This is a genomic window from Paenibacillus sp. JT22N12, assembly GCF_056269365.1.
Window position 1 is genome coordinate 369,634 of record NZ_JBWDNU010000004.1, and the last position, 25,066, is coordinate 394,699.

Genomic DNA, 25,066 nt, shown 5'->3' on the forward strand with positions numbered 1-25,066 from the left:
GGTGCTTTATCAGATGGCAATTAACTTATCCAAAGGTCAAAAAATCGATCTCACAAAATCAAATCCGGGACTTTCCAAAATCACTGTAGGACTTGGCTGGGACACCAATAAATACGATGGCGGCAAAGATTTTGACCTTGACGTCTCCGTGTTTCTGACGAATGCGGAAGGTAAAGTCACCAGCGACAAAAACTTTATTTTCTTCAACAATAAGCAAAACGAAAACGGATCGGTTGTGCATGCCGGCGATAATCTTACCGGCGAGGGCGAAGGCGACGACGAGCAGGTTAAAGTGGATCTGGGTTCCGTACCTTCCGATGTTGAGAAAATTGCCTTCACGATCACGATCTATGAAGCACCTGAGCGCAATCAAAACTTTGGACAAGTCTCCCGCGCCTATGCGCGCATTGTCAATGATGCCAATCAGGAAGAATTGGTCCGTTTTGATCTGGGCGAAGACTTCTCGATCGAAACAGGCGTGGTTGTCGGCGAGCTGTACCGCAATGGCAGCGAGTGGAAATTCAACGCGATCGGCAGCGGCTACAAGGATGGTCTTGCCGGATTGACGCGCGATTATGGACTTGCTTAATAAGCTGTAAGTACTGCAGGGCCGCCTGACACGGGCGGTCTTGTATTCTTTATAAACGATGAAACGGTAAACAGCCGGGAAGGAGCATACGATGTCAATTAATCTTTCAAAAGGACAACGGATTGATCTTACCAAAACAAACCCGGGTTTGACCAAGGTGGTTGCCGGTCTGGGTTGGGACACGAACAAATACAGCGGCGGCCAGGATTTTGACCTGGATGCATCTGCTTTTCTGCTCTATGAGGACGGCAAGGCCAAGGGCAGCGATGATTTTGTTTTCTACAATAATAAAAGCGGCGGAAACAACTCCGTTGTTCATACGGGAGACAATCGTACGGGGGAAGGCGACGGGGATGACGAACAGATTCTTGTCGATCTGAGCCAAATCCCGGCTGCCATTCATCGTATCGGAATTACGGTCACCATCCATGATGCCGATGCCCGCGCCCAAAACTTCGGACAAGTGACGAACGCGTTCGTGCGGGTAGTGGATGAAGCCTCAAACCGTGAAGTTCTGCGTTTCGATCTGGGGGAAGACTTCTCTACAGAAACCGCTGTTGTATTCTGCGAGTTTTACCGTCACGGGGCCGAATGGAAGTTTCAGGCGATCGGAAGCGGCTTCTCCGGAGGCCTTGCCGCTCTTTGCCGAAACTACGGGTTGGACGTTTAACGCTCCAGGCTCCAGGGTGGCAGGTCATTATATGACTTTAGCCATCCTTTCTTCTTCATCTTTATCAACCCTTAAGGAGGACGCTTAATGGGCACCACGGTAATTAAGGGGCAGAAGGCGGATCTGACCGCTGCGGTACCAGGATTGCAGGACATCACAGTAGGAATCGGATGGAACGCGCAAGCATCGCTTGAGCTGGATACCTCCGCCTTTTTGCTGGGAGTAAACGGAAAAGTTTCCAGCGATGATGATCTTATTTTCTATAACAATGCTTCCACCGCATTCATTAATTATCAGGATGGACAAGCTGCTCCTGTCCAGAAGCAATTCAAAATCCAGCTGAACCGGGTACCGGGGAATGTAGCGAAAATCGCCTTCACCCTGACGATCTATGAAGGTGAGAAGCGTCGGCAGAACTTTGGCCAGACCAGCGGCATTTTTATTCAATTCCTTAATAATCAGAACGGTGCGGAAGTGCTCCGGTATGATCTGGCAAACGACTTCTCCGTTGAAACGGCCATTGTGGCAGGGGAATTATACCGGCACAATGGTCAATGGAAGTTCAATGCGATTGGCGCAGGCTTCTCGGGCGGTTTGGACGCCCTGTGCGGAAATTTCGGCATTGAGGTCAGCGAGGCTGCGCCTGCTCCGGTACCAACGCCGCCAGCATCCAAGCCTGTCCCTGCGCCAGTCCCTGCACCGCAGGCGGCTGCACCAACCCCAGCTCCAGCCCCGACGCCAGCTCCGGCTCCGCTTAATCTGACCAAGATTGAGCTGAAGAAGAAGGGCGACACCATCAACCTGAAGAAATCGGCAGGCGGTCTTGGTGAAATTCTGATCAACCTGAACTGGAATCAGAAGAAGAGCAAAACCGGATTATTCGGCCGCAGCAAAGGGGTTGACCTGGATCTGGCTTGCCTGTTCGAGCTTAAGAACGGCGATAAAGGCGTTGTCCAGGCGCTGGGCAGCTCATTTGGCTCCTTGGACAGGCCTCCTTTTATCGCTCTGGATGGGGATGACCGCACCGGTACGGTATCGACCGGCGAGAATATGAGGATTAACGGCGCCCGGATAGCGGATATCAAGCGCATTGTCGTGTTTACGTTTATTTATGAAGGAGTCAAGAACTGGTCTGACGCCGATGGCGTTATTACGATCAAGCAGGCCGGCGGCCCGGAGATCGTTGTTCATATGAACGAGCATGACAACAGCAAGGGAATGTGCGCCATTGCCATGATTACGAATGTGAATAACGAAACCTTCAGCATTGAACGGCTTGTGCAATTTTTCAACGGCCACAGAGAAGTCGATGAGGCTTATTCCTGGGGCCTGAGATGGAAAGCGGGAAGTAAATAAATTGGTTGAGAGGCGGCATTAAATGGATTGGTTTATGGATTTCTTTACTAATATCGGCGATAGCTATGGGCAATTCTTCTCTTGGGATTCAATTGTCAATACCTTATCGGATCCCGTGAGCTGGGGAATCATTGCAAGCCTCGTGCTGCTGGAAGGGCTGCTGTCTGCTGACAACGCCCTGGTTCTGGCGGTCATGGTCAAGCATTTGCCCAAAGAGCAGCAGAAAAGGGCCCTATTCTACGGTCTCCTGGGTGCCTATATTTTCCGGTTTATTGCGATCGGATTGGGAACCTTTCTCGTCAAATTTACACTGGTTAAAGTACTTGGCGCTGCCTATCTGTTCTACATTGCCTACACCGGTATCTTCAAGAAATCGGAAGTCGCAGGGGAAGAGAAGGTCAATAAAGGCCATTCCTTCTGGAAGACCGTTCTGCTTGTTGAGCTGATGGATATCGCTTTCAGTATAGACAGCGTCGTAGCCGCATTCGGAATAAGCAACGAGGTATGGGTATTGTTCGTCGGCGGTATTCTGGGCGTATTGATGATGCGGGGCGTTGCCCAGGTTTTCCTCAAGCTCATCGACAAATTTCCGGAGCTGGAGCGGGCAGCCTTCTTCCTGATCGCCATCATTGCAGCGAAGATGCTGGCTGGTGCGTTCGACTATCATCTGCCGCATGTCTGGTTTTTTGCCATTATTATCGCGGTGTTTGCCGGAACGATTATCTACAGCATGAACCGGCAAAAGAAAGAAGCGCTGCGCAAGTCCTGATGCATGACGGGCCTTCAGGCATGGCTAGAATTCAGCCGGAGGCCTGATTATTTTATGAAAGTAGTAGAGACAGATTTGCTTGGGATGGAAGGAGGAGATCAGGCTGAGATACTTTAATTATTTATCGCGTGAAGAAGAAAAGTCGTTGTTTTTCAGCCCGCCGATTTCATTTAATCACTCCTCCGATAAGGAATTATTAGCCCATGCGGTGGGGGCTGCTTTGTACATGCCGGCAACCAGGCCGCATATTGCGGATGATATTATTTCCGGGAAGAATGAAGGATTGGTCACCGCCGTCATGGATCTTGAAGATGCCATTGGCGACAAACAGGTGGAGCTGGCGGAAGAATCCTTGATGCAGCAGTTGTTCCTGATTGCTTCATATATCAAGATCGGAACCCTGCTGGAATCGGAAGTGCCGCTTCTGCTTATCAGGGTACGCTCCGCCGCGCAATTGAAACGTCTGCTCGTACGTCTGGCCGATACGATTACGCTGATTACCGGCTTTGTCCTTCCCAAGTTCACGCAGGAGAACGGACGCGATTATTTTCAGCAGATTGCGGATTACAACGAGAACAGGGCTGCTTCTGCCCCGGTGTTGTACGGACTGCCGATATTGGAAAGCTCCTCTGTTATTTACCGTGAAAGCCGATTGGACTCCTTGCTTGCGATCAAAGCGATTCTCGATGACTACCACGACTACGTACTTAATGTAAGGGTTGGCGCCACGGACTTCTCCAGTTTGTTTGGTCTGCGCAGGAGCCCAGACATGACTATTTATGAGATTGCCCCGATCCGGGACTGCATCGCGGATATTATTAATGTGTTTGGTCGGGTAGAAGCAGGCTATGTGATTTCCGGTTCGGTCTGGGAATACTTCGCCAAGCGTGAGCGGGTAATGAAGCCGCAGCTGCGGGTTACGCCTTTTGAGGAAGCCTTCGGCAGCACAGGTCACGATCTGAGATCCAGATTCACCAAGGATCCCATGGATGGACTGATCCGCGAGGTTATTATGGACAAGGAAAACGGCATTATCGGAAAAACCATTATTCACCCCACCCATATCAAGCCCGTACAGGCGCTTTATGCGGTCACGCATGAGGAATATGCCGACGCCACCAGTATTGTTGCTCTTAATGATGGCCATCATGGCGTGCTCAAAAGCCAGTATGCCAATAAAATGAATGAAATGAAGCCGCATCAGAACTGGGCAAGACGAATCCTGCTCCGATCACAAGTATATGGGGTGTTACATGAACAACAGCATTTCATCACCCTCCTCCAAGGGAACGAACGTGCATACGTATAAGCTCTTTGAGGATTTGCAGATCAAAGTTGCCGAGACCGATAACCCCTTCCAATTGCCCGTGGGGCTTTTGTTTTCCATGGCGGCACGAATCAATAAGAAACGATCCTTTCTGTTTGTCAGCAAGCTGTTGGGCAAGCATATTCCGGTCCATCCCTATACCCCCCTTCTGAGTGGAGCGGCGCTGGCGCTGTTGATACATGCCCGGCTGTTTCAATCAACCAGGAAGGTCATTGAACCCCTGCTGGAGGAATTGCTGTCCGGTCTCAGAGACCCATCCCGGGCCGAGGAGGCTTACCGCCGCCTGATGCGTGATAAGCCCCGGCTGCCGGAGTCCATACTCTGCATTGGTTTTGCAGAGACGGCGACTGCGCTTGGACACAGCGTGTTCCATGCTTTCGCGGACGGCGCCTCTTACATCCATACGACACGTGAGTATATACCGCAGCTGAACTCGCTGATTAATTTCGAGGAAGAGCATTCCCACGCGGTCGCTCATCGCTGCTATGCTTTAGATCCTGAGCTTTTCTCGGGTCATGAGCCCATTGTGCTGGTGGATGATGAAATGACAACCGGTCAAACAGCCTTGAACATTATTCGCGATATCCAGTCCAAATTTCCACGAAAACAATATGTAATTGCTTCTCTGCTGGATTGGCGGACAGCCGATAACGAGCAGCAGGTGCGCAAGCTGCAGAATGAGCTTGATATTGACATCCAATCGGTCTATTTGCTTAAAGGACAGATGGAGGTTGATGGCGCACCAAGGCTTGAGGCCGAGAATGCATTTACATTGATCACCCATAAAAAGGCTGCCGATCTGGTTGTTATGCATCATGCGGAGACTCTTGAAAGCATAGATGCCGTATCCGCCAATTCCGGCGGCGAACTGAATCCGGCGCCTTATATGAAACAAACCGGCCGCTTCGGAATACAATCGGAGGACCATGCGGCTGCCGATGACCATATCAGCGGGCTGGCAGAGTGGCTGAAGACATGCCGCGGCAGCTCCAGTACGCTTGTCCTGGGAACGGGAGAATTTATGTACGTTCCCATGAGAATCGCCGCTGGGATGGGCGATGGCATCAGCTATCAATCCACGACAAGAAGTCCGATCTATTCCGCCGATCTGCCGGATTATGCGGTTGCCTGCGGGTATCCGTATCCCTCGCCGGAGGACGAATCGGTCAGAAACTTCATCTACAATATTTCACCCGGGCAATACGACGAGATTTTCGTCTTGTTCGAGCGGGATATGCCGCCCTCGCGCGTGAAACCGATGCTGGCCATTCTGCGGCAGCTGGCAGGCAGGAAAGTGTTTGCGGTATTTTTCTCAGGAAACGTCCATGGATGGGAGACATTCGAATCATGAAGCAGACGATAACCGGGCAACTCAGTCAGACGCGCATTGCTTCTCCAGAGCCTATGGGCAGCTATGCGCCGTCGGATGTCATATTCCTGCTCAAGGATCTGAGCGGGGTTCAGCTGGAGCGGCCGACCGAGGATCGGGAAGAAGCCATACAGTCGGGCGTGCATTATTCGGAAATGCTGCCGGTTGAATATCAGCCGACAGCCGAATATATCGAGCTGTTTCACCGCACGCTGACAGAGTCTGCGGGGAAGGTGGCGCTTGCGGCGGCTGTAGTCGCGGAGCGGATCGTTCTTAAGCGGGGGCTCAAAGGGGTTCTGGTCTCCCTGGCGCGTGCGGGGACGCCGATCGGCATTCTGATCAAGCGGTATATTGCTTACCGCTATGGCGCAGATATGCCGCATTACAGCATTTCCATTATCCGCGGCAAGGGCATTGACGAGAATGCGGTGCTTTATATGCTGCAGCAGCATGGATTGGATAGTTATCTCCAGTTTGTGGACGGCTGGACAGGCAAGGGCGCCATTCGTCAGGTGCTGACGCAGGCCTCCAATGATTTTGCGGAAAAATACGGCTACCGGCTGGATGATGATCTGGCTGTGCTGGCCGATCCCGGCTTCTGCTGCGAAACCTACGGAACGCGCGAGGATTTCCTGATCCCGAGCGCATGTCTGAATTCTACAGTATCCGGCCTGATGAGCCGCACGGTGCTGCGGGATGATCTGATCGGTCCGGATGAATTCCACGGAGCCAAATTCTACAGGGAATGGCTGGAGAACGATCTATCCAATCTGTTCGTGGATACCGTATCGGATTTCTTCCCGGCTGTCGCGGAGACTGCGTATCAGCAGGCAGTTGCGATGACGGAGCGGGAGGCGGAGGTGTCCTGGAAAGGACTCGCGGATATCCGGGCGATCCAGCAGGCCTTCGGCATCGACGATGTGAATCTGGTGAAGCCGGGCGTCGGCGAGACGACGCGAGTGCTGCTGCGCAGGGTTCCCTGGCGTATTCTCGTGGACCGGATGAACAACCCGTTCCTGCAGCATATTCTGCTGCTGGCCAAGGACCGCGGCGTGCCGGTTGAGGTATATCCGGGTCTGACCTATTCCTGCTGCGGCATCATCAAGCCGCTGAAAGGCGGCACGGAATGATTTACGCCAGCGATTTGGATCAAACCCTGATCTATTCAACCCGTTCCATGGGCGCTCCTCTCGAATCGCCGGACATCCTGCCGGCAGAGACCGTGAGCGGAAAGATTGTATCTTACATGTCAAAATATACACTGTCCTTGCTTCAGGGACTGCCCGCGGGGATGGAATTCGTTCCCGTAACTACCCGCACGGTGGCGCAGTACGAACGGATTCATGTCTTCCGCGATCACGTTGTGCCGGGTTATGCCGTTACCAGCAATGGGGGCAATATTCTGCTGCACGGCAGGGTGGATGAGGACTGGCGGTCGATGATCCGCGGGAAAGTATCTGCGCTTGCGGCCGATGCCGTAGAGGTGCGGAGTTATTTTGAACCGATTATGAATGAGCAGTGGGTTGTGGGGGAGCGCTTCTGCGATGAGCTGTTCTATGCCTTTGTTATAGAGCGCGACCGGATGCCGCTTGAGGCTGTTCTGGAGAAGGCCGAACAGGTGAAGGCGCTGGGCTGGGAGGTCTCGATTCAGGGGAGGAAAATCTACCTGGTCCCCGCTGCCGTCAATAAGGCGGATGCGGTTCATGAAGTCCGCAGGCGGCTTGGAGTCAGCGAATTGATCGCCTCCGGCGATTCCCTTCTGGATCAATGCCTGCTGGAGATAGCCGATTATGCGATTGCCCCGAGCCACGGGGAATTGTTCCGCGAGAAGCAGCGTAGTCCGGACTCGATACCGGAGCGCTTCACAGTGAAATCGGGGATTTTTGCAGCGGATGAAATTCTGGATTATGTTCATGCGGTCTATCAGACGAAGGAAGCGGTGAAGGGTTCTCTATGAAGAAGAAGGTCCATATTTATTTCAATCGCTGGTTCTCTGTTGCGTATCATTATATGAACCTGATACGCAATAACGCGGACGGGCTGGAGGTCAAACTATTCGGCACCCATCCCGACCCGCGGCATATGTCGCTGCAGGCCTGCGATCATGCCGAGACGGAGCCGGCGCTCAAAGGCATGGAATATGTCGAGTTTTGCGTGGAATTCTGCAGGAAGCATGAGATCGATGTGTTCATCCCCCGATTGCATATGCTCGATATTGCCAGGCATCTCGACCTTTTCGAGGAAATTGGCACCCGCGTTGTGGTATGCCGGGATACCGGGCTGCTTGAGATGCTGATGGAGAAGGATCATTTCTACAAATCGGTCGAAAAGACAGGGGTTATGGTCATTCCCGATTACGAAGTGGTCAACGATGCGGAGGAATTCAAGCGCGCCTACGATAGATTAACCGCATTGGGTCACCGCGTCTGCTTCAAGCCGACTAATTCCGAAGGGGGAGTGGGCTTCCGGATCATTGATGATACCAGAGATCCGCTGGAGGAGCTGTTCGGTGTCTCGACCAGACTGGTCTCGTTCCGCGATGCTTATCAGGCCCTGGGCACCGTACAGGAATTCCCGAATCTGATGGTCATGGAGCAGCTCCCGGGACTTGAGTACAGCATAGACTGCTTCGCAAGCAAAGAAGGGGAGTTGCTGGCGGCCGTGCCCCGGCGCAAAGCAGGGGGCCGTCTGCGCCTTCTGGAGCGCAATGAGGAGCTGCTGGCCATAGCGAATAATGTAGCCAGGACGTACCGGATTCCCTACAACTTCAATATTCAAATGAAATATAACGGAGACACCCCCAAGCTGCTCGAGATTAATCCGCGCATGTCCGGCGGATTGCATGTCACCTGCTTGTCGGGAGTGAATTTCCCCTATCTCGCCGTGAAGGAAGCTCTCGGCGGGGAAGTGGGCCCGCTTGCGCCGGAATATGACATTCTGGCAAGCCACATCGAGCAGCCGATGCGTATGGCGGATTGGTCGTAAGGGATTCCACTGATTTTGAGAAAGCCGCTGACTGTGTAATGCAGTCGGCGGCTTTTTTGCATATTCAGAAAGTATGACATCTGGCTTCTGCTTTTCTGATATCTTTATGGGAAGAAACGAACTTGCCTGCAAAGGACGGGGCGAGCCGTTTCTTCTTTCTTATGCAAATATAAAATAGAATAAATCCTGCCTATACGCTGCTTTTATTTCTGAGAGGAAGAAGCCTGCTGGGCAAAGGACCGCATCAGCCGGTTCTCTTGGCTTGACAGCATGTAGAAGTTTCACTTCTATGAATGTCTGTAAGATCTCATGGAACATGACCGCCAAAGGACGCGAATGGTTAACCGTAAAGCGGGTGTAAAATTTTACAGGAAGCCTGCTTTGTTGACAGCGTTCCACTGTATTTCTACAATATAGGTAAGCCAGTCCTTATCGAAGGGGGTTTACGGTATATGCTTTTCAGATCCAATATGCTTATTGCTGCAGCGATCGGTTACGTCGCAGCTGTTGTAACCAGTCCGCTCGTTCCGGAGCTGGCGTCGCTGCTCATTCCCGTTATAGCCGCAATCATCGGCAGCCTGCTGCCCAAGAGGAAGAAGCGGAGCCACAATCCCGCCATTTCTCCTGAATTTTTGCCTGATGCTTCCTCTTCCTTGAAGCCGGGCGACTCTCATTCCAACCCCCCGGTCCGTCAGGCTGGCAGTGAACCGTCCTCCGGGGAACCGCGCGCGTCCGCACCGTCACCCTTCTCTGATCAGTCCGCTGCCGCAAGTGGAGGACATAGACAGGAAATCAGTCCCGAATTTGCCCCTGTTGTGGAGTACCTGGAGGTACTGGAGGATATGGTTATATCCGAAGGCCAGAAGAATGCGCTGGACGATGAGATCGTCCTGAAATCTCTCGCCCTGTTCGCCAGGCTGCAGCGGATTATCCCGCTTCTGCAGGAGCTTAAGGACAGCAATGTGAACCATACGGTCAAGCGATTGATTCTCAAAGATTTGAACGGCATTTTGAATCCTTTTCTGCGTTTGGGCGGCGAAGCCAAGACCCGCAACCGGAGGATGCTGCTTAACGGCATTAAGGAAGTGGATACGAAAATTTCCGATATTGTCTCCACCGTCGAGCACAAGGATTTGCTTGAGCTTCAGACCAAAGCAGAGCTCATTCACCAGCGGTACAGCAGTTCCGAATTATAAGAGGAGGGGTTAACGAATGGCTGCTCAACTTGTAGAGTTAAAAAAAGAAGACCAGCAGAAAGTCGCTGAGGAAGCGTCGCTGCTGATTCAGAAGGTCGCTCATACGGATACGCTGGAGCTGGACTCCCTGATGGACGAGATTGGCAAGCTGGGAGCCAAAACGCAGGAAAAGGCCGGGCAAACGCTGAAAATGCTGGACCGGCCGGTTAATGACCTGATGTCCGGAGACCGCGCCGAAGTATCGAACATGATCTTGAAGCTGCGCAGTGAATGCGAAAGGCTGCAGCAGAGCAAGAATGTCAGCCTCTTCGGCAAGCTGCTGCGCAAGAGCCCGCTCAAAAATTATGTCTACAAATACCAGAGTGTCCGCACCAATGTCGACACGATCGTCGCAGGTCTGCGGGACGGCAAGGATTCGCTGGAAGAAAATATTATCAATATGCGCCAGCTGAAGAAATTGGCGATCGCGGAGATTTACAATCTCCAGACCAAGATCGCTTTTGGCAACAAGCTCAAGCATCTGTTTGAAGCGGAAATCGCCAACCCTGCGCGCGAATCGCGCAAGCCGCAGCTGGAGCGCGGGCTCCGCAAGGTCGTCACGCGGATTCAATCGATGACCGAGATGATCATGCTCTATAATCAGGCGATTGCCGCAACGGATATCATTAACGACAATAACGACAAGCTGATCGATTCCGTGAGCAATGCCATCGACAAGACCGTTAATCTGATCACGGTGTCAGCGATGATAGCGCTCGCCCTTAATGACCAGGAGAAGGTCATTGCGGCGGTGGACGCCACCAACCGGACAATAGAGGAGCAGTTCAAGGAAAATGCCAAGCTGCTGAGGGCGACGACGGAGAAGACGACAGAGCTCTTGTCCAAGCCTGCCATGTCGATGGAATCCGTCAATCAGGCGATTGGCGACCTTGTAGCGGCTCTGGATGCCTCGGAGCAGTCGAACCGCCGCATTATTGACAGCTGCAATGATTACACCACACGCATGACAGCCATCAATGGCCAACTGAGCGATCGTCTCGGTCTGTCTCAGGGGGAAGCGCCCGTACCAGGCGGCGTCAAAGATATAGCTGCGTCCAAAGAGGCGAGCAGCTTTCTTGAATAGTGCGGCAAAACCGCATTCTGCGGATGGCGGCGCAGCTCGCTTCATCCTTACTTTCCGCCGCGGTTATCCACTTTCACTTCAGCTTGCCCGGCTCTTGAGGGCGAGCTTTTTTTGTGCGGCTGACCGGAAACGGATGGCGGAGGTTCTCTCCCTTTACCCCTTTGTCCCTGCTGTATTTATGTGGATCATTTTGGTAGAATAAGTGACAAGATACCATGTGAATAAAGGGGGAGAAGTCCGATGCTGGATTTTTCTTTTGAGCTGATAGACGATTCCATTATTAATATCCATTATCAATACGGGAGCACTGTATTTATCTTTACTCTGTTTATGCGCGATGAAGAGTGGACGCTCCATCCTTTTGACGGCATTCTGCTGCAAAATAAGGAAATGTGCGCGATCGTGGTAACGGATCTGCTGAAGAACAAGGATTTTCATGTGCTGTTGGCCCGTGAGAATATTACGCTGTCCGCGCTCCGAACGTCAATCGATCTGCGGCCGGAGGGCTCGGATGAATACACCAAGCCTTCCCCCCAGCCGGGGCGGGATGAGAAGACTGATTTTATCGAAGCGCACAGCTTTGAGGAGGTCCTCCAGCTGGAGAAGGAGATGGTGCAGGAGCGCATCGCTTTTTTTCAGGATATTATACAGCGGATGTATATGGACGGCTATGGGCCGGAGGATAATGAATTCAACAAGGTGCAGAGCCTGATCAGGATTTATAAGGAGACCTATGAGCGGCTCGGGACGCTTGACGATATTGATTTCAAAGGGAAGTCGGGCAAACGGTGGTAGGTACCCGCGTATAATTGTTCTCTCGCATGGTGAAACTATTCATATTGCTAGACTCACTGACATAGGATAGAACATCCGATGTCGAAGAGGAGAGGTCCTATGGGTGTTTCACTTATCATTGGCTGCTTGATTGCGGTTCTGCTGGTAGTCGCCAGCAGCGAGAAAGCAGAAGCGATTGCGGAGCTGAATGATTGAATCGAGGATTGAAACAAAAAAAAGGGACTGCTCCAGGGTGTCATGAGAATGACATTCCGGAGCAGTCTCTTTTCGTCGAGATATCAGAAAGGTTAGAATTCCCCATACTTTGGCTTCTATTTCCGAGGAAAGAAACTTGCTGTGCCGCGAAAGGACGGCGAAGCCGTTTCTTCTTGATTAATCGACAGGGCGGCAGGCACCCGGTTTCTTCAAATAATCACGAGTCGGCAAGCTTCAATAGGTGGAGTTGTCGTCGGATTTTTTTTTCAGCATCAGCAGAACACCGGCTACAACCAGGGCGACAGCCGCTGTCGTTTGTCCAATGAAGTGAAAGCTGAAGATCGTTCCCAGCGTGAAGGCGACAAAGAAGATGATGGAGGCGCTCCCGAGAATGAACACCGGCACAAGCATCCAGCGGTTTCGTTTGCCGAACCAATAGAATTCAAACAGTCCGAACGCTACAGCCAGCGGGAAGCCCGGCCACATATAAGCCCAGCCGTCGAACAGCATGGAGATCTGGCAGACGATGCCGGCCCCGAATAAAATGCCTCCCGGAATTAACAAGCCGATCCCCCTGCGCTCTGTCGCATAGAAATACATCCAGTGAAACAGCAGCCCAAGCGGAATAACGAATAAACTTGGCCAGAAGTAAGCCATGACCTTGCCTGGTCCCATGACGTTGTCCCGGCTTGTGAACAGGAATATTCCGACCAGAACGAGCAGTGCGCCGAGTGGTGCTTTTTTAGACATAATCTTTTCCTCCGTTCGTTTTATTAGGCTTCCTAGATCGTACCATAGATATCTTTATTGAAAAATATGCTTTAGGATGATTTCTTCTCGGTCTTCAGACCGAGGCAGCCGGCAGAAAGTTATTGACGGTTTAATAACCATTGGTTATATTATTACCAACGGTTATTAAACCTGTGCCAACAAACGTCCATCTCAAATGAAAGAAGGCTGCTCTTATGTTCATTATTCAATCTGTACTGCTGCTTGTGTTGTTCCTGGTAGAGCTGGGTGCTCTGGCCGCATTCGGATATTGGGGCTTTCATATTGACAAAGGGTTACTCGTGAACGTCGTTGCGGGGATCGGCGCTCCGCTGGCGGTTGCCATCCTGTGGGGATTGTTCATCGCTCCCAAAGCATCTATTCCTGTTACTCCGCCGCTGCGCGCCGCGCTTCAGATTATCGTATTCACACTGGCGGCAGCGGCCTTATACACAGCAGGGCAAAAGCAGCCCGCCGCTATATTCCTGGTAATCGCATGGGTGGATTGGGCGCTGGTGCTTGCGTTGAAGCTGTGAATCCATCAGTCTCCTGTCATTCCCGGTTATTTCCTTCTGGTCAGAGTGACTGCAACCAGAACATCCGCGCTTGAAGGACTTCTTGTATAGTCGGAGTATGAATAACTGTACCTGGAGATGTTGTTCGTACCGCTGAACGCCTTCTTGATGTCGGAGGCGAGCGTTCGTTTGTTCGTATAGCGAATGGTGAAGCTGTTCTGATTTGCTTTGATGGCATTCGCGATAAAGCCCGATAGATCGGCAGCATTCCCGGCTGTATAGGCGGCTTCCATATAATGCAGGCCCAGCGTTTTTTTCAGATTTTGATAGAAAGCCGCATTGCCGGCATCCGATTTTCTTTTCGCATCGAGTGTGGTTTCGAACAAAGTAACGGCAGCCGGATAGGAGGCGGATTTTTTCCAGGTGTGCGAGGCTTTCATTTGGGCATCCGTCAGGTTGTAATAATCATACATAATTCGTCCGGGCTTATCCGGAACCGGGTCATTCCATGTGGTGTCCAGATGGTACCATTTCCCGTCCAGCTTGACCAGATTCCACGTATGCAGCTGACCCCCCGCATTCCCTTCGATAATTTTATTCTCAATGCCCGCCTGCGACAGCATCTTGAACGCGAGCAGCGCATAGCCCTGGCAGACTGTCTTCTTATTGCCAAACAGACCGGCGTACGCGGAGTACTGCCTGAGTGTCGTATCATAGGACAGATTGGATTCGATCCAGTCGTGGATCGCTTTTTCCTTCTGAAAATCATTCATATTCCGGGTAATGATTTTGCCCAGAACCTCCTTGACCTTCAAGCTCACCTGATTGGACTGGGCCTGGGTTTCCCAATATTCAAACGTATAGCTTACGGTTGTCTTGCGGCCGTCGGTTGAGGCGGCGTACCGGTACTGCCTGGTGCTGTAGTGAAGATAATCGTTCGCATTGTGAATACGCCGGAGGATGCTCTCCAGCTGATCCATTGCCAAGGTGCCGCCCGTATAAACGATGCTGTATGCGGCAGGTTTCCGGAGCATCGCGGCTCCCAGCTTCTTCTCATAGTCTTGGATAGTGGCCGCAGAATCGCCGGCGGCGCTGGCCGCATCACCCCGCCATAAAAACATCATCAGCCCCAAACCGAGTAGTAAAATGAACGTTGATCCTCGCCTGCCGTATGGAGAATTCATCACTGCCCACCCCCGCCAATAACTGCTTCAAACCTTTGAATGCCTTCAATAGTTGTCCTTTATTATATCGACCGAACTTTTGAAACATGAAGAATTCTTGTGGGATACAGCAAATTTTCATGTTCTCGTACATGGAATGGGGGATATAGGCAAATACTAGTCAAAACATGAAGAGGTAGGTGATTTTGCATGTGCCAATCTATTTCCATTATGGCTGACGCTTCTGAACTGACGGATCGCTTTCAAATCGACCAGGTGATATACCATACGGCAAACCGCCGTGAAATCAGACCGACGGAATCGCTTTCCGCCATATTCGAGCACAAGGAAAACCGGGTCATGGATGAGTGCCGCTGGGGGCTGATGCCTTTCTGGGCCAAGGATTCGTTATGGATGGACAGCAGGACCATGCTGTGGAAACCGATATTCGACCGTGTTGTGAAGAAACAGCGCTGCGTCATTCCATGCAATGGCTTCTACCTGAGCAGAACGGTTGGCAAGGAGACGGAAAGAGTCAAAATATCGATGCGCAGCGGGACATTCGGAATCGCTGGTCTGTATGATGTATTCCGCTCAGCCTCCGGAGGGGAGATGCGCACCTGCACCCTGCTCATGACCCGTGCCAATGCCCTTGTTTCTCCATATCAGGAGCTTATGCCCGCAATTCTGGAGCAGGAGGACATGGACAACTGGCTGAAAAAGGATGGAGTAGAGCTCTCGCCGCTGCATCCTATGCTCCGCTCCATGGACGTCATGCGCATGCTGAGCATTCCGCTTTCTGCCACGGGCAGCGACAAAGTCGAATTTGATTCTCCGCGTCCCGAGGTTATATAGCGTATTGCCGCCATAGATCAGGCCCTCTGTCTTCTGCATTTTGTAGAAGGGGAGGGCCTTTTTTTCATACAAATTTCAGTATTCTCCTGTAAGCTGAGTGCAAGAAGAGCCTGACCTGCGGCCGGCATGACCATCTTGTTATTGCGTCTGTGTCTCTGTTATTGGCCAGGCTATTATACTGGAGTCAGGCATGGAATGGACTGACGTAAGGGAGGAGTGCAGCGTTTGAGAATATTACTGGTTGAAGACGATATCGGGCTTGGGCCTCTGGTGGAGTACAAGCTTGCCAAGCAGCTTCACTCGGTTGATTGGGTTACGGATGGAGGTATGGCTCTCGACTATATGGAGGCCGCCCGCTATGATCTGTTCATCCTGGACTGGATGCTGCCGGGAAAAACCGGTCTGGAGCTCTGCCAGGAAGCGCGGAGCCGGAATTTGCATACGCCGATTCTGATGCTAACGGCACGGGATGCCGTACCGGACCGGGTAAGCGGCTTGCTGTCCGGGGCTGATGATTATCTGGTCAAGCCCTTCGCATTCGAAGAGCTGCTCGCACGCATTCAGGTGCTCGCGAGGCGAATAGAAACGGATTGGACCAGCGGAATTTACCGGATCAGCGACCTGGTTGTCAATATGCAGACTTTCGAGGTGCTCCGTCAGGATATTCCGGTTACATTAACCAGACGGGAGTTCCAGCTGCTCGCTTATTTGGTGATGAACGCCGGACAGGTGCTGAGCCGGCAGCAAATCATGGATCAAGTGTGGGGCTTGTCCGCAGATATAACGCCCAACGCCGTTGACGCGACCGTCAAGCTGCTGCGCAAAAAAATCGACGGACCCTATGAATCCAAATTAATTCAAAGCATCCGCGGCTTCGGTTTTCGGCTGATCAAATAAATGTTAACCAGGGGGCTGCCATGTTCCAGAAAACACGCAGTATGCTGGCGCTCAGCTACGGGGGCATTATCGCTATCATTCTCATCATTGTAGCGCTGGCTTATTACCTGCTGCTCAGCCACACCTTGAAGAACAATGTGTCCACGCAGCTGAAGCAGGTTTTTACACAAGTATCGGGTCAGCTCGAAGGGGTATCGCTCAAGACGGGTCTCAGTATCCCGGAGCTGCTGCAGCTGACTTATCCCAAGACGGTGGCATTCAACTGGGGCTTTCTTGAGCTGGATGAATTCTGCATCATGGTCGATTCCAGCGGACAGCTTCTGACTTCTTCTTATAAGCAGAGCACGAATGGAAGCATACCGACGGAAGACATTCTCGCATGGTCCAAAACAGATATTTCCAGTGGCGGTTTGAATGCGCTCACGGATCATCATACGCCGGAAGGCAGGGATTTCACCACGATGCTCGTTCCGCTGGATAAGAGCACGGTGGATTACGGCTATTTGTTCACGGGCAAGGAAGTCACGAGCAATCAATACGTGCTCAATCAAATGCGGATGATTATGATCATTCTGGGTGCGGGGCTGCTTGTCATCGCTTCGGGAATCGGCTATGTATTCGCAGGACGGGCGATGATTCCGATCCGGCAGGCATATAAGCGGCAGCAGGAATTTTCGGCGGACGCTTCCCATGAGCTGCGGACGCCGCTTGCCGTCCTTCATTCGTCTGTGGAGGTCATCGGGGAATACAGGGACAGATTGCCGCCTTTTCAACAGGATGTGCTGCAGAAGATGGAGGAGGAAATCAGCAGAATGACTCAGTTGGTTGAGGGACTGCTGACATTGTCCCGCAGCGATTCCGAATATCCGCAGCTGCTGCTCGAGCCGTTCGAGCTAAGAGCGATTGTGGCGGAAGCGGTAGAAATGATGCGCCCGCTTGCGCTTAGCGCAGGGGTACGGCTGTATTTGGAAGATAAGCTTGCAGCGGGTGCTTCAAGCAGCTTTCATGGAGACAAGGCAAGGGTCAAGCAGCTTGTGATCATTTTGCTGGACAATGCGCTGAAATACAACAGGCAGGAGGGAACAGTCATGATCCGGCTGGAGGCGGGCGGCAGCGAGGGCTGGAAGCTGACCGTGTCGGATACGGGGACCGGCATTCCCGCGGATGAGCTTCCACTTATATTCGAGCGCTTCTATCGGGCGGATAAGGTACGTTCCCGCAGTACAGGCGGAATGGGACTCGGCTTGTCGATTGCGGCATGGATTGCCAAAGCGCACGGGGGAAGAATCACGGCGGAAAGTGAATACGGCAAGGGCAGCCGGTTCACCGTTATTTTGCCCGGATAAGCAAACAAACAGCGGGGTTGTGCGTGAGTTTCACGTGCGGCCCCGTTTTTTCATGGTTGTTTCATAAACGGCGGATAAGCTGTGGGTAGTCGCAGCAGGAAAGGGGGTGATTGCTTATGGCACAGCGCCGGAGCCGGGGGATAAAGGAATTTGTCGCGGTCAATTTGTTTCTGGCACCCAGTCTGATCGGCTTCTCGGTCTTTTATCTCTTCCCCTTTATGGTTGGCTTCCGTTATTCGCTGTTTGACAGTCCCATTGACGGTTCTTTCGTCGGCATACAGAACTATCTTGACCTGCTGGCTAATCCCGTCTTCCGGCAGGCGGCCCGGAATACGCTCCTCTTCACAGGCATCAGCGTTCCGCTTAATATGCTGCTGTCGCTGGGCCTTGCCATGCTCCTGAACCGCAAGTTATATGCCCGGAACTGGCTGCGGATCGGATTTCTGATACCGCTCGTCGTTCCTGTCGCTTCGGTTGTGTATGTCTGGCAGATGCTGTTCGATCTGAACGGCTCCCTCAATGGCATCCTTGCCGGATACGGGCTGGAACCCCGCGATTGGATGGAAAGCGGCTCGGCGATGGCCGTTGTGATCGTCGTCTATTTATGGAAGAACATCGGCTACAACATGGTGCTGTTTCTGGCGGGGCTTCAGAACATTCCCGCCGATTACTATGAAGCGGCGTCCATGGATGGTGCGGGGAGCTGGAAAAAATGGAGATCCATTACACTTGTGTATCTGACGCCGACGACGTTCCTTGTCTTTATCATGTCGATCATCAACTCGTTCAAGGTATTCCGGGAAACGTATCTGATCGCTGGAGATTACCCGAACGAGAGCATTTACATGCTGCAGCATTTCATGAACAATATGTTCAAATCACTGGACTATCAGAAGCTGACCTCCGCCGCGTTCTTAATGACAGTAATCATTGTGCTGCTCGTGCTGCTGCTGTTTATGGCGGAACGCCGCATTGGCAAATCGATCGGTTAGAGGAGGCGTGAATGTGAGGAAATTGGAGGCGGACCCAGCTGGTCATAGGATCATCATCATTGCGGGGCAAAAGCGCTGGAAGCGTCGGATTGCGGTATGGGCCGGCGGATGGGGGGCCATGCTGCGCACGATTCTCCTGGCTTCGGTGGTTGTGGCATTCATGATTCCGCTGCTGCTGACCTTTACGAATTCGCTGATGACCGAAAATGAAATCTCCGCGCATTATTCCGCGATATCCGGCGGCGCAGCGGTCCTGGATGACTCCTCTTCGGGCGGAGACAGATTTGTGGGCATGCAGTTCATTCCCGACCGGATCACGTTGTCGCAATACTATACCGTTCTGATTGAGAAGCCGCAATTTCTGTTTATGTTCTGGAATTCGCTGAGAATCGTCGTGCCGATTATTGCCGGACAAATCGCCATAGCCTCGCTTGCAGGGTATGCGTTCTCCCGTTTCCGCTTCCGCGGCCGGGAACCGCTGTTCTTCCTGTACATTGTGATGATGCTGATGCCTTTTCAGGTCACGCTTGTACCCAACTACATCGTTGCCGACCGACTGGGCCTGCTGAATTCATACTCGTCTATCGTGCTTCCTGGAATATTCAGCGCATTTGGTGTATTTCTGCTCAGGCAGTATATGAGCTCGATCCCCCATGCGTATGCCGAAGCCGCCAGAGTGGATGGGGCTGGGCACTGGATCATCTTCAGGCGGGTGATCGTGCCCATGTGCAGACCCGGGATGGCGGCGCTTGCGATTCTCGCGTTTGTCGACAACTGGAATATGGTGGAGCAGCCGCTTATTTTTTTGCAGGATGCCATCAAGCAGCCCTTGTCCGTTTATCTGTCCGTCATTGGAGCGGAAGAACGCGGTATCGCATTCGCCGCTTCTACTATTTACATGCTGCCGATGCTCCTGTTGGCCTTGTACGCGGAGAAGGAGCTGGTGGAGGGCATCCAGCTGTCCGGCATTAAAGGGTAACCTCTCTGCCGCCGGGTTGCTTTTCAATCCTATGCTTGCTGCGGTTTGCCGGGCAAAGCGGGGTCGAAGCTAACGAGTAATGATTTTGCCCCGCGCAAAATCGAAGGAGGTTCAATATGCAGCTGCCGGAAACAGCCGGTCCGCTCCCGGCATCGCCCGGACGGTCCGGCAAACGATACCTGCGCAAGGTGATCGTCTTGTTCATCGTTGGCATTGCGTTGCTTACACTGTTCTCAAACACGCTGCTGAATTACTCGGTTCCGCAGGTTACGCTGCAGCAAGCGGCGCCAGGTGCGCTTCAATATGTGATTTCCGGCTCTGGAGCTGTGGAAGCGGCGCAGACTCTTGATTTGTATACGAGAGCAGTCTGGCCGGTCAGTAAGGTTTATGTCCAGACCGGCGACCAGGTCAAGAGCGGGCAGACGCTTGTCGCATTCGACACCAAGGCGGCCAGGGAGGCGCTGGAAGACGACCGGACGCGGTATGAGCAGCGGCGGATCGCGCTTGAGAAGCTTCAGGAGCAGTATATCGAAGCCCAAAGAAGCTCGGAAGGACAGCTTATCCGAACGATTTCGCTGGACATCAAGAGCATGCAGCTTGATTTGGAGATGATGGAGAGGCAGATATCCCGTCAGGAGGACTCCCTTCAGCAGTCTTCCGTCATCAAGGCTCCTACAGATGGAATTGTCATTGAGCTGAATGCGGACAGAGGCGCTGCGGTTCAGGCAGGGATGGCGGCGGTCCGGCTGGCCGATCCCGCCGCTGGCCAGCGCATTACGCTTCTGCTCGATTCAAGTCAAGCCGACCGGATCAGTGTCGGCGATCAGGCGGAGGCTGTCTTTGAATCGCTCGATAATGCGCGTATTCCCGCAGAGGTAGCGATTGTCCGTGCTCCCCCCGTTTCCGGGGACGAAACGGCCGGATCTGCCGCAGAGCCCGCAAGCGGCATGAAGGAAGTTGTCCTCACATTGAAGGACGAGCGGCTGAAGGGTGGAGAAACCGGAGAATGGACGCTTGTGAAGAAGATGCAGCCGTCCGCCATGCTTCTGCCCAGCGGTGCTATTCGGGAGGATGCCGACGGAGAATTTGTGCTGCTGCTGAAGGAACGAAACGGTCCGCTCGGCAGCGAATACTTCCTGCAGCAGGCAGCTGTGGAAACCGGAGATCAGGATGAAACAAAGACAATCGTGGTCAAAGGAATCACTCCCCGGGACCAAGTAGTCGTATCGAGCAGTAAGCCAGTGGCAGACGGCGACAGGGTGCTTGCTGCGGAGTAGCCCGCGGACCGCAGAGCGAAGGGCTATGCGGGATGACTATGAGAAGGAGGCCCACGCGATGCGCCGTATACGCTTGGCTTCTTGGATTGTTTTTGCAGGAGTGCTGCTCCTGATGTCAGGTGCGGGATTATCGACTGCCATAATCCACAGCTGGGAAGAGGCAAATGGAACACAGAAGCTTGACAGGTTAACTGTTCGGGTTAATCCCGAATCCGCTTCAGCGGCTTCTGCCAATCCAACGGGCTCCGCCGGATGGACGCTTCGGCAAATGGAGCGCATCGCCGCTGCCTGGGCGCCCTTGCCTTCATCCTGGTCGGCAAGCAGACCCGATACGATTGCCTATGGGCAAGTGTCGGTGACAGGAGACGTGATTGGCGTCAGTGCGGATGACGGCCTGTTCACGCAGAGATGGATCAGATCCGGCAGTCCGGTTACGGAAACAGCCCTAACGGGGCACAGCAGAGTGGCGGTGCTTGGTACGGAAATGGCGGAGAGGCTCTTTCGTTCTACCGATGTAACAGGGAAAAGCGTTGAGATCGGCGGTACTGCATTCCATATCGTCGGTGTGTTTGAGGAATCCTCTTCACTGCTGCGCAGTATGACGAATGACAGCAGACCGGACATAATCGTACCGGTTACCACCCTGCTTGACCTTTACCCGGGGCTTTCCATACAGGAGATGCGCATTGCTGCTGATAGCGGGTCCTGGATCGCCGACGAAGACAGGATTAGACAGCTTCTTTCAGCAGTAGGCAGCCGATCCGATTCCTTTGTGATCGACAGTGACATGCAGGAGCACCGGTGGATTGCGCAAAAAACACAGCTCCTGCTGTTTGCTGCAGGAGTTGGAGCCATGGCTGCCGCCGCGAGGGTCCTGATTCTCCAGCTGAGCCAGGCTTACAGGCGAATTCAAGCGTCATTGGTCAAGGATGATTGGATGGATGTGCTGCGGAGCAACCGTCTATGGCTGCTTGGAAGAACCGCGACTGGTTTGGCTCTGGCAGCAGGTATCGGCATGATGTGGCTGCTGATCCGTTTTCCCCTCTATCTGCCGGCTGAAATGATTCCCGACCGCTGGATCGATTTATCGTTCTTTCGGGATTTGGTCGGCCAGCGGTTTCTGACTGTTGCCAATCAGGCGGGAGCGGTTTCGTACGATGGGCAGACGCTGATGCGGCAGCGGGTCAATGAACTGGTTAGCGGCCTTGCAGCAGTCGGTCTGCTGGCAGGCTTGCCTTTTACATGGATCGGAATCAAATTATGGAGATCTGCCGGACTCGGCAGCGGCAGTATGGCCGTTCGAATCTTCCTTTACATTCTGGCAGCGCACCTGGTTATGCTCGCTGCAGCCAGGCAGGCGAATATTGAAATCATAATATCCCCTCACGATCCGATCATTTTATGGGGATGGTTACTAAGTGTTGCCGGGTATCACCACCAAATAACGATCAAGAAGGAGTGGTAATTCAGGATGTCCAGTCCAATGGTTATAACCTTGCGCAAACTTTCCATGAGTTTGGTTGTACTGTTCCCGCTTCTGACAGCAGCATGCAGTACAGCGAATAATGAACCGTCGGTGCCTGCGGGGGACACAGCGGGACCGGTATCGGCGGACCCCATTGTTCTGACGATCGCCGTCCAGTCGAATGAGCCTTTTTTTGACTCGCTGAAAGCGGCATTCGAAGCTTCCCATCCGGGAATCGAGGTAAATTTCAAAGAGTATGTCGCGATGCCGGGCGATAAAACCGCCGCAGGCGCATCAGCGCAGATTCAGCGGGATATGGATAAATTCGTATCGACGGTCACGACGGAGCTGGCCAGCGGCAAAGGTCCGGATATGCTGGTTACGAACTATTTGCCTTATAAGAAATACGCAGACAAGAATATGCTCGCCGATATCGGCGGAATGATGAACAGCGATCCCGATTTTAAGCTGGACGATTACTATGCCAATGTGTTCGATACCTTGAAATATAACGGTAAATATGTGACGATTCCAACCTCGGTGCAGTTCACCAACCTGTGGATCGGCGACAGCTCGGCCATCGGACAGAGCGATGTGGGCGACAAGGATTGGAGCTGGCAGCAATTTATCGACCGGGTCAAGCCGCTCGTTCCGTCAGGGGGTTCGGCCATCAGCCAGATGCCGGCAGATACGCTTCTGCAAACGATGCTGAACCCCGGCATCGGACAGTTCGTCGATCAAGAGGCCGGGAAGGCCTCATTCGATGGGGAGGCATTCATCCATTTGCTCAAGCAGGCGAAGCAGATGGTTGATGATGGTATGGTCGCCCCGGATGCGGGGACCAATTTGAAATTGTTTTTGCCCTATCCCTTCCGATATTTGAGCGATCTCATCACGATTCCTCAAGTGATGCTGGGTGCTGAGGGGGCGGTTTACAGAGCTCCGGGCGCAGCCCCCGGATATGCTTTCCGCTCTAATTTGACCCTCTCGATTAATGACAAGTCGCCCAACAAGCAGGCGGCGTGGGAATTTTTGAAATTCATACTGTCTGATGAAATTCAATCCAACAGCTCAAGGAGCGGCATGAGAGGGATGCCCGTAAGCAAGAAGGCATTCCACGGCCTTCAGGAGGCGCTCAAGCAGCAGGAAAACACCGGCGCCACGAGCAAGAAGACATTGGACGGGCAATCGATTGTGATTGAACCGCCGACAGATAAGGAAATCGACAAGCTGGAGAGCTACATGACCGGTATTAATGCTGTTCAGGAAACAGACAGCAAAATCGCCGAGCTGATTGCAGGCGAGACCGGTCCATTCTTCAGGGGACAGAAGAGCGCGGAGGAAACCGCTGCCGCTATCCAAGGCAAGGTCACCACCTACTTGAATGAATAAGCGAGGCAGCACTTATCCGTTTCCGCTGTTTGCCGGCAGGCCTGCCGTACCATTGGTGCCGGGCTTGCCTTGTCCTGTATAATGTACTCAGTCAGTGCAGGAAGAAGGAGAACAGGCAATGGAAACAGCTTTACGGGGGATCAAGGCGGTGTTCTTTGATCTTGATGATACGCTGTATGATCAGATGCAGCCGTTTCGCGATGCGGTGCATCATACGCTGCCGCAATTGGAAATGGCGGAATCAGCAGCGGAAACTTTATTTCGCAGGGTACGGCATTACAGCGACCGCCTATGGGACAAGTACAAGGCGGGAGAGCTCAGCCTTGAGGATGTCAGAATTCAGCGCCTTACCCTTGCCTTCGATGAGCTGGGGCTCGGACTGGATAATGAGCAAGCTTCGCTGCTGCAGAGAGACTATGAACACCGGCAGCACCATATCAGCCTGTCCGGCGGAGCGGCGGAGCTTATCGGAGCCCTGCAGCGGAAGGGAATCGATGCGGGCATTATGACCAATGGGCCTTACGGGCATCAATGGGGCAAAATCAGGGCGCTGGGGCTGGATCTTATGATCCCGGCGGAGCGGATCTTTGTGTCCGATGCTCTGGGAATCGCGAAGCCGGACCCGGAGGTATTTCATCATATCAGCCGTATCATCGGTCAGCCTCCGGCAAACTGCCTGTACATCGGCGATGCCTGGGTGAATGATGTCACAGCTTCAACGGCTGCCGGCTGGCGCGCGATATGGCTCAACCGGAGAGGCGGTAAACCTGAGGACGCAATTCATAAGCCTGTCCGGATTGTGGGCGACCTCCGTGAATTAATTATTTAATATCCTAAAATACGGTTTGAAAAACGCAGCTGAGCCTGCGCTTTTCAAGCCGTTTTTCATGAGCAGCTGCATCGGGGGTCACGCGCTTCTGTCAAAATAACATATAATAATCATACTTCTAACCAAATTATAGCGAAAAATATCGAAATTAATCGAAATAAATAGTAATATATAGGACATGAGATCTATATACCGTCCATTAGGAGGAGAATAT

24 protein-coding genes are annotated in these 25,066 nt (G+C 52.7%); 22 read left to right on the plus strand and 2 right to left on the minus strand.

The features are described from left to right. Positions 1-13: 13 nt before the first annotated feature. The 12 genes from AC0YOA_RS17330 to AC0YOA_RS17385 all read left to right on the plus strand — a co-directional run bounded on the left by AC0YOA_RS17330 (position 14) and on the right by AC0YOA_RS17385 (position 12,179). The gene (locus tag AC0YOA_RS17330) at positions 14-589 is read left to right on the plus strand and encodes a TerD family protein (RefSeq protein WP_475787642.1); all 576 of its coding nucleotides are present in this window, start codon (positions 14-16) and stop codon (positions 587-589) included. 91 nt (positions 590-680) lie between these two features. Next, entirely contained in the window at positions 681-1,259 is a 579-nt protein-coding gene (locus tag AC0YOA_RS17335) for a TerD family protein (RefSeq protein WP_475769771.1), read from the plus strand. A gap of 87 nt (positions 1,260-1,346) precedes the next feature. After that, positions 1,347-2,615, plus strand: coding sequence for a TerD family protein (locus tag AC0YOA_RS17340; protein WP_475787643.1), 1,269 nt, complete (start codon positions 1,347-1,349; stop codon positions 2,613-2,615). Between the two features lie 22 nt (positions 2,616-2,637). Beyond that, positions 2,638-3,384 carry a TerC family protein gene (locus AC0YOA_RS17345; protein ID WP_475787644.1) on the plus strand — a complete coding sequence of 249 codons (747 nt, stop codon included), beginning with the start codon at positions 2,638-2,640 and terminating at the stop codon, positions 3,382-3,384. Positions 3,385-3,487: 103 nt separating this feature from the next. Further along, positions 3,488-4,693, plus strand: coding sequence for an HpcH/HpaI aldolase/citrate lyase family protein (locus tag AC0YOA_RS17350; protein ID WP_379114197.1), 1,206 nt, complete (start codon positions 3,488-3,490; stop codon positions 4,691-4,693). Then, positions 4,638-6,062, plus strand: coding sequence for a phosphoribosyltransferase family protein (locus AC0YOA_RS17355; RefSeq protein WP_475787645.1), 1,425 nt, complete (start codon positions 4,638-4,640; stop codon positions 6,060-6,062). Before AC0YOA_RS17350 ends, AC0YOA_RS17355 begins: the two co-directional genes overlap by 56 nt. Further along, positions 6,059-7,210 carry a cysteine protease StiP family protein gene (locus tag AC0YOA_RS17360; protein WP_475787646.1) on the plus strand — a complete coding sequence of 384 codons (1,152 nt, stop codon included), beginning with the start codon at positions 6,059-6,061 and terminating at the stop codon, positions 7,208-7,210. The genes AC0YOA_RS17355 and AC0YOA_RS17360 overlap by 4 nt, the downstream gene beginning before the upstream one ends. Further along, positions 7,207-8,037, plus strand: a complete 831-nt coding sequence (locus AC0YOA_RS17365) for an HAD family hydrolase (protein ID WP_475787647.1) — start codon at positions 7,207-7,209, stop codon at positions 8,035-8,037. Before AC0YOA_RS17360 ends, AC0YOA_RS17365 begins: the two co-directional genes overlap by 4 nt. After that, positions 8,034-9,065: an ATP-grasp domain-containing protein gene (locus AC0YOA_RS17370; RefSeq protein ID WP_475787648.1), complete on the plus strand. Its 1,032-nt coding sequence runs from the start codon at positions 8,034-8,036 to the stop codon at positions 9,063-9,065. Before AC0YOA_RS17365 ends, AC0YOA_RS17370 begins: the two co-directional genes overlap by 4 nt. Positions 9,066-9,517: 452 nt before the next feature. Continuing rightward, a complete protein-coding gene (locus AC0YOA_RS17375) occupies positions 9,518-10,261 on the plus strand; it encodes a hypothetical protein (RefSeq protein ID WP_475787649.1) in 744 nt (247 codons plus the stop codon). Between the two features lie 16 nt (positions 10,262-10,277). Next, positions 10,278-11,384 (plus strand): toxic anion resistance protein, encoded by a 1,107-nt coding sequence (locus AC0YOA_RS17380; RefSeq protein WP_475787650.1) that lies wholly within the window; start codon positions 10,278-10,280, stop codon positions 11,382-11,384. A 240-nt stretch (positions 11,385-11,624) separates the two neighbouring features. Then, positions 11,625-12,179 carry a hypothetical protein gene (locus tag AC0YOA_RS17385; protein WP_475787651.1) on the plus strand — a complete coding sequence of 185 codons (555 nt, stop codon included), beginning with the start codon at positions 11,625-11,627 and terminating at the stop codon, positions 12,177-12,179. Between the two features lie 429 nt (positions 12,180-12,608). On the opposite strand, the gene AC0YOA_RS17390 is transcribed toward AC0YOA_RS17385, so the two are convergent. Further along, positions 12,609-13,124 carry a hypothetical protein gene (locus AC0YOA_RS17390; protein ID WP_210042907.1) on the minus strand — a complete coding sequence of 172 codons (516 nt, stop codon included), beginning with the start codon at positions 13,122-13,124 and terminating at the stop codon, positions 12,609-12,611. Positions 13,125-13,339: 215 nt separating this feature from the next. On the opposite strand from AC0YOA_RS17390, the gene AC0YOA_RS17395 reads away from it, so the two are divergent. After that, a complete protein-coding gene (locus AC0YOA_RS17395; protein ID WP_475787652.1) occupies positions 13,340-13,678 on the plus strand; it encodes a YrdB family protein in 339 nt (112 codons plus the stop codon). A gap of 26 nt (positions 13,679-13,704) precedes the next feature. Here AC0YOA_RS17395 and AC0YOA_RS17400 read toward each other — a convergent pair whose 3' ends face one another. Next, positions 13,705-14,841: a transglutaminase domain-containing protein gene (locus AC0YOA_RS17400; protein WP_475787653.1), complete on the minus strand. Its 1,137-nt coding sequence runs from the start codon at positions 14,839-14,841 to the stop codon at positions 13,705-13,707. Between the two features lie 189 nt (positions 14,842-15,030). Between AC0YOA_RS17400 and AC0YOA_RS17405 the strand changes: the two genes are divergently transcribed. From AC0YOA_RS17405 to AC0YOA_RS17445, 9 genes are all read left to right on the plus strand, one after another. Further along, positions 15,031-15,675: an SOS response-associated peptidase gene (locus tag AC0YOA_RS17405; RefSeq protein WP_475769783.1), complete on the plus strand. Its 645-nt coding sequence runs from the start codon at positions 15,031-15,033 to the stop codon at positions 15,673-15,675. 225 nt (positions 15,676-15,900) lie between these two features. Then, entirely contained in the window at positions 15,901-16,572 is a 672-nt protein-coding gene (locus AC0YOA_RS17410) for a response regulator transcription factor (protein WP_475787654.1), read from the plus strand. A 20-nt stretch (positions 16,573-16,592) separates the two neighbouring features. Beyond that, positions 16,593-17,918, plus strand: coding sequence for a sensor histidine kinase (locus tag AC0YOA_RS17415; RefSeq protein ID WP_475787655.1), 1,326 nt, complete (start codon positions 16,593-16,595; stop codon positions 17,916-17,918). A 116-nt stretch (positions 17,919-18,034) separates the two neighbouring features. Then, positions 18,035-18,910 (plus strand): carbohydrate ABC transporter permease, encoded by an 876-nt coding sequence (locus AC0YOA_RS17420; RefSeq protein WP_475787656.1) that lies wholly within the window; start codon positions 18,035-18,037, stop codon positions 18,908-18,910. 13 nt (positions 18,911-18,923) lie between these two features. Then, positions 18,924-19,889, plus strand: coding sequence for a carbohydrate ABC transporter permease (locus tag AC0YOA_RS17425; protein ID WP_475787657.1), 966 nt, complete (start codon positions 18,924-18,926; stop codon positions 19,887-19,889). Between the two features lie 116 nt (positions 19,890-20,005). Continuing rightward, positions 20,006-21,166, plus strand: coding sequence for an efflux RND transporter periplasmic adaptor subunit (locus tag AC0YOA_RS17430; protein WP_475787658.1), 1,161 nt, complete (start codon positions 20,006-20,008; stop codon positions 21,164-21,166). 58 nt (positions 21,167-21,224) lie between these two features. Then, positions 21,225-22,631: an ABC transporter permease gene (locus AC0YOA_RS17435; protein ID WP_475787659.1), complete on the plus strand. Its 1,407-nt coding sequence runs from the start codon at positions 21,225-21,227 to the stop codon at positions 22,629-22,631. 18 nt (positions 22,632-22,649) lie between these two features. After that, positions 22,650-24,023, plus strand: coding sequence for an ABC transporter substrate-binding protein (locus AC0YOA_RS17440; RefSeq protein WP_475787660.1), 1,374 nt, complete (start codon positions 22,650-22,652; stop codon positions 24,021-24,023). Positions 24,024-24,141: 118 nt separating this feature from the next. Then, positions 24,142-24,852, plus strand: a complete 711-nt coding sequence (locus tag AC0YOA_RS17445) for an HAD family hydrolase (RefSeq protein ID WP_475787661.1) — start codon at positions 24,142-24,144, stop codon at positions 24,850-24,852. The last annotated feature ends 214 nt before the right edge of the window (positions 24,853-25,066 follow it).